General features: G+C 45.6%; 3 protein-coding genes. All 3 read right to left on the bottom strand.

Annotated features, from left to right (window positions below; genetic code table 11):
* Positions 1-29: 29 nt before the first annotated feature.
* From D9Y29_RS05875 to D9Y29_RS05865, 3 genes are read right to left on the bottom strand one after another with little or no spacing between them, the layout of a single operon-like run.
* Positions 30-1,334 carry a MutS-related protein gene (locus tag D9Y29_RS05875; RefSeq protein ID WP_127125951.1) on the bottom strand — a complete coding sequence of 435 codons (1,305 nt, stop codon included), beginning with the start codon at positions 1,332-1,334 and terminating at the stop codon, positions 30-32.
* A gap of 6 nt (positions 1,335-1,340) precedes the next feature.
* Positions 1,341-3,668: a Gldg family protein gene (locus D9Y29_RS05870; protein WP_127125949.1), complete on the bottom strand. Its 2,328-nt coding sequence runs from the start codon at positions 3,666-3,668 to the stop codon at positions 1,341-1,343.
* 11 nt (positions 3,669-3,679) lie between these two features.
* Complete coding sequence (locus tag D9Y29_RS05865) at positions 3,680-6,025, bottom strand: Gldg family protein (RefSeq protein ID WP_127125947.1); 2,346 nt, start codon at positions 6,023-6,025, stop codon at positions 3,680-3,682.
* Between the last annotated feature and the right edge of the window lie 4 nt (positions 6,026-6,029).

The following is a 6,029-nucleotide window of genomic DNA, read 5'->3' as shown; positions in this document are numbered from 1 at the left end:
AGGCGAGCGACTGGCGGCTCGCTGATGATTTATTGAACTGTCCGCCTGCGGCCATTCCGAAGTGTTTCCAGGATGCCTTCGTTGCGGATGATGATCATGCCGTGGCGGTCTGCGGTGATTCCGCGCTCTAACGTATAGGTATATTCGGGTATGTTTCCGTTCATGCGTGTGGGAAGGAACTGGAAACCGATACTCGGCACCTGCTGCAATCGTTCTCCCGCTTCCACAATATGGGAAGAGATGATGAACATGCTGTTCCGCTTTGCCGCAAAGGCAATGGTGATCTCCACGGTGGCTTCATGTGCATCTTTCACATTGGTGCCGCGGAACATTTCATCGAAGATGATGAAGAGCGATTTATTGGCTTGTAATTCAGCCGCTACTTTTTTTACCCGCAACACTTCCGCGTAGAAATGGCTGGCGCCAATACCCAGGTTGTCTGGCAGGTTGATGGTGGTGTAGATACCATCCAAGACAGAGAATTCCATTTCCTGTGCCGCCACCGGAAAGCCAATATGAGCCACATATACAGCAGTACTCACAGATCTTAAAAACGTAGACTTGCCTGCCATATTTGCGCCAGTGAGGAATACCACATTATGGCCGGCATCCATCGAAAAATCATTGCTCACCGGCTTTGCAAGTTCCGGATGATACACACCTTTCAACAAAAGTGTACTGCTGCCTTTGGGCAAAGCTTTTGGAAAAATGAACTTCCTTTCACGCGCTACTTTCGCAACAGAAAGGTAAACATCCAGTTGGTAGATCTGCGCCAGCAGTTGTTCAATTTTGTTTCTTTCACGATGCCGGAAGAGCAGGTCATACGCGGTGATAGCAGCATAGCTCAGTTTTGCTTTGGACTGCTCCCGCATTACCGGTTCAAAAGCAGGGTCGAGGAGGAGGGAGGCAATCGCCTCCCTTTCCTTTGTATAGGATTCCATGGCTATGACATCCTTTGTTTCTATGAAAACTTTGATCTGTTGTATCAATGTGATCAGCGCCGTTACGCCATTGCTGATCTCTTTTTCACTGAGTACGGAATGCTGCGTTCCCTGCTTTTTTTGTTCATCCGCTGCCAGCAAATATTTCTCCGCCATATCAAATAAGGCTCCTTCAAAAGGAAAGCGCATGTTCATAACCGAAAATCTGCTGATAATATTACTCCGCCGGTTGATCTCTTGTTGATCAGATAACGGCCTGGTGAACATCTCTTTCAATACGGTTTCTGCGCCACGGGTATGGGAATGATTGTAGAGATCGAATAATCCCTGGCTGTCTCGCTTGCCGAAGATCCGCAGATCCTCGATCGTTTGTTCATCGGTTTGTAAATACATCCTTTACTATTTTCTTTTTCGACGGATTAATAATATTGCACCTGAGAGCAAGAACACAGTTGGCAACACCCAGATGAAAATTATTTTCTGATAATACCCAACCCGTTCACCAATAGTAAGCATGACATCTTCATCAGGTTTTTTGGGAGTATACACGGGGAATAGATTGTTGGTGACCCAGCTATAGGTTGGCGTGAGATAGGAGACGTTCATTCGCAACCTTAAATTACTGGCATAGTCAGCATCGCCAGTGATGATCACCCGTTGCTCCTTACCATTACCGGGCCGTCTCAGCCGCTGAACAGTGGGAAAGGATGATAACCTGATATCCCCTTCCAATGCATTGAAGGGAGGAAGAATGGAATCGACCACAACAGGTCCCATCTTCAACCAGCTCCTTCCAGGCATGGTGGTGGCAAGGGTGTCTGATCGCCAGCCGGTACTACCGGTATTGGTTACCTGGGTTGCACCCGGCATCAACAGGGCAATACTATCGTTTGTTTTTGTTCTGCCTGTGTCGATTAATCTGGCCCACAGGTCTTTGCTGTTCGCAGTGAGGTAGGAGATCACTTTATCAGGCGTTTCATCATAACTGGGATATACCAGTTGTCCATTTTCCAGTTGAATGCCAAACTGCGACAATACGGGATTCAACACATATTGTTTTCCGGGTTCGCCATTGATCATCAGGTTTCCACCTTTGCTTACATACTGACTGATCTTGTTTTGCACTTCAGCGCTTAATTCCCTTTTCGGATCTGCGATAACGAGTGCTGACAGGTTATCGGGGATATTGGCCGTATTCAGGTTGATTGTATCAACATCGAATCCGTTATTGACAAGCGCCATTCTCACTCTTTTCGCTGCAGTATGTACGTTATAATCCCTTTCCCCTTTCCGGTAAATGCCCCTTTCCAAAGCCCCGGTACTGAATCCTATCGAAGGGATTGGATGGCCAAGTATACGTTTGAGGCCTGGTATCAGATTGGTTTCGTTCGGCCAGAATTTGGTGTCTTCAAAAGTGCGCACATAAGTAGTGCGCCCCTGGTATTTCAACTGTATCACTGTTTTATAATCCTGTTTACGAAGATCTGCAGCGGCTTCCAACTGCTCTGCCGGCTTGAAATAAGAGGGATCGAATTCAAAGAGACTGCAATATTCCTTTACAATGTCCTGTAAACCCAGGCCGCGAAACCGCTTCAATAGCATACTGTCGTCTATGGCAGGATCATAGCCGTAATAATATTCATAGTTGAATTTTATGTCAGGCTTGAACCGGAGATAAGCGTCCCAGAATTTTCCCAGATAATCTGCGTTCCGGCTTTCAGGCAAGCCTCTCGTCATGTATTTATCCAGCAAGTCTACATACAGGGTTACTTCCAGTGTACTGTCACCAAATTCTTTTAAAACGGCCTGTGTTTTAGGATGGAGGGTGTTCCTGTCTGTTGCAGTTGCATCGAGGTAACCGGTAAGGGCGGGGCGGGCGCTGAAGTAGCCGATAAACAATACCACGCCCAGTACAGCGAGATATTTCCCTGTCCTGATATACCAGGGCTTGAATTCCATTTTGCTCATAAGCCTGAGATATGTGAAGGCAATGAACATCCCGGTAACCAGAATGAAATAAATGATATCCCTGGTAACGATGAGGCCATGCAACATTTTTCCGGTACGGTCTTGCAGTGAAAGGAACCAGGTGAGGTCCCTCACCAGATCATACCGTTGCCACAAGCCTCCGATCCGGCTCAGGATGAAAATGGCTGAAAAGGTAGCCATCGCTGAAACGATCTGGTAAGAGCTGAGGCTGCTCATGAACAGGCCGATAGCGGAATAGGCACATACCAGCAGGTAAAAGCTCAGCAAGGCTGACAGGAGCAAACCATAATCCACATCCTTGATATTGAGCATGCCGGCCACTACAAATATGGCTGCCACCAATAATAGCAGCAAGTTGTAAATCATGATGCCCAGGTACTTTCCCAGCACGATCCGCCTGATACTGACTGGTGAGGAGAACAGCAGCGCACTTGTTCCACTATTGTTTTCCCGGCTGATCAATCCCATGGTGAGGATAGGCAGGAACAGGAAAAGGTTTTGCATGATATTGGGGAAAAACTTGCCTTCAATGAAAGTGATCAATGTAATGGGGTCCTTGAAACCTTTGAAGGAAGGAGAGTTTTTCAAATATACTTCCTGTGCATTGGCAAAATGATAAATAGATTCAGCGTAGAAGTAACCGCACTGCACCATGAATATCAGCAATACGAACCAGGCAATGGGTGAATAAAACAAGTATCGAAACTCATTTTTGGCAATACTGTAAATGACTTTCATGATGGAATTATTTATTTTCTTTTTCTTCTTAAAAGGATCATGCTGCCTGCTATGAGGATCAATGCAGGGACTATCCAGATGAAAATTGTTTTCTGAACAGATGCCAGTGTAACGGTAATATTATATTGGTTGTCTTTCGCGTAGGGAACTGGTGTATAAACCGGGAATTTGTTATAGGAAGTCCAACTATAGGAAGCGCGTGTCATTACTTCGAAGTCTCTGAGTGCGCTCATGATATCTGCATCTCCGGCTACGATGATCCTTTGTTCTTTTCGATTGATCATTCTTGTCAGTTGCACCGCAACAGGAAAATTGTTTTCCTTTTTGTCGCCTTCCAGTTCATTGAAAATGGGGGCGGAAGAATCTGCCACCAACTTACCAGCTTTCAGCCATGCCTTACCGGGCTGTGTCAATACCAGGGGTTTTATTTCAAAATCCTTCTTCTCCGTCACGGACAGGGCAGCCACACTTGCAGCAACGTAGTTGATATTCTCCTTTTTGATACCTAAAGACAAAAGGTGTTTATAATACCTGAACCTCTCTTCTCCTGACAGATCAGTAGCTTGCTTTGTCAGCTCACTTACAATCTTTTCAGGTGTTGCATTCTTGTGTAACTGTACCAACTGACCATCCATCAACTGCACACCTGTTTCACGAAGCAGTGGATTCAGTACATGTTGTTTGCCCGGCTCTCCCATGATGAGCATATTTCCGCCGGACCTGATATACTGCTGTAATTTGGCCAACACAGGTTCAGTATACTCCACTTTCGGATCTGCTACTACCAGCACAGCGGTAGAAGCTGGGATATCTCTTTCCAATAAATTCAGGGAATCAGCATCAAATCCAATATTGATCAAAGACTCTCTATTCTCTTTACTGATAGTATGTTGGAAATATTCCCTTTCCCCTTTTTTATGAATACTTCTTTCCAACTGACCAGTAAGGAAGTAAACCTTTGGAATGGGGATATCCAGGAGCCTGCACAGCGCTGCGTTCACCGTTTGCTGGTTCGGCCACCGGGGTCCGGTAAATGCGGGCCTGAGAATGGCCGAACGGTCCTGATATTTTAACTTGATATAAAGCGTGTAATTTTCAGACGCCAGTTCAGCTTTATTAGGCATCTGTTCGGGGGAATTCAGTAAAGTTGAATCGATCTGGAATATTTTGGCCATTAGTCCGGCGATCTGTTTCAATGATTTTCCCGGAAATCTCTTATACAAGCTGCTGTCTCCAGGAACCAGGGCGTAGTAATATTCGTACCTGAAATGTATATCAGGTTTGAATCGTTGATAAAATTCCCAATAGTCATCGAGATATACATTGCGCCGGTTAGGAAAACCGTATTGTCCGCTTGCTGGATTGCGGTCAAAAATATTAACGTACAGGGTTACTTCCAATGGCCCCTCATTTAAAGAGCGGATAATCTCCTGCGTATTGGGATGCGCTGAATTGAGCTGCTGTGCGGTTGTGTCCAGATATGCGGTGGCTGCGGGCCTGGAACTGAGATAGCCAACTGACAAGCTGATCAGCACAATTGCGAGGTACCTGGCAGTCTTAATGAACCAGGGCCTTTTTTCAAGACTATCATTCATCTTCAGGTAAGTGAATCCAATGAACATGAAGATGATCAACAGGTAATAGATGATGTCTTTGGAAGTGATCAGTCCAAGTATCATTTTCTCCGTTCTTCCTGAAATGGAAATGAACCAGGTGATATCCCTCACAAATTCATGATCCTGCCAGAGGCTGCCGATCCTTGAGAGAACGAATAGCAGCGTAAAACTTGCAATGGCGGAAATGATCTGATAATTAGTGAGGCTCGACATGAAAAAGCCGATAGCCGTTAATGCACATAGTAACAAGTATAGCGCCAGCAGACCCGAAAGCAACGGGGGAAGGTCAATGGATTTAATATTGAAGAAACCGACCACAATAAAAATAGCAGCGATCAGCACCAGCACCAAACAGAATGCCATCATGCCAAGGTATTTTCCAAAAACGATCTGCCTGAGCTTGATGGGAGATGAGTACAATAGCCTGATGGTCCCGCTGTTGAATTCCCTGCTGATCACAGCCATGGTGAGCAAGGGTACAAACAGGTAGAGTTGGCTAAGCGTTTTTACAAAAAAACCGATAGGGCCACTGTAGATATTGAATGTATTGGATTTTACGTTCTCCAGCGGTGCCATTGGGTTTACCCTGTTGGTTATTTCCTCAATTTTCGCAATCAGGTACATCAGGTTGGTGTAGTATGCAGCGCACATCACCAGCATCACAATTGCCAGGAACCAGGCCACGGGAGAATAGAAAAGGTGCCGCAGCTCATTCTTTGCAATTCTTGTAATTATTCGCATCAGG

This window comes from Pseudoflavitalea rhizosphaerae (genome assembly GCF_003991355.1).
GTDB lineage: Bacteria > Bacteroidota > Bacteroidia > Chitinophagales > Chitinophagaceae > Pseudobacter > Pseudobacter rhizosphaerae.
This window is presented reverse-complemented; position numbering and strand designations above follow the sequence as displayed.

Excerpts from the sequence above, each read along its gene's own strand:
- D9Y29_RS05875 (WP_127125951.1), bottom strand. The coding sequence starts at position 1,334 with ATGTATTTACAAACCGATGAACAAACGATCGAGGATCTGCGGATCTTC.
- D9Y29_RS05870 (WP_127125949.1), bottom strand. The coding sequence starts at position 3,668 with ATGAAAGTCATTTACAGTATTGCCAAAAATGAGTTTCGATACTTGTTT.
- D9Y29_RS05865 (WP_127125947.1), bottom strand. The coding sequence starts at position 6,025 with ATGCGAATAATTACAAGAATTGCAAAGAATGAGCTGCGGCACCTTTTC.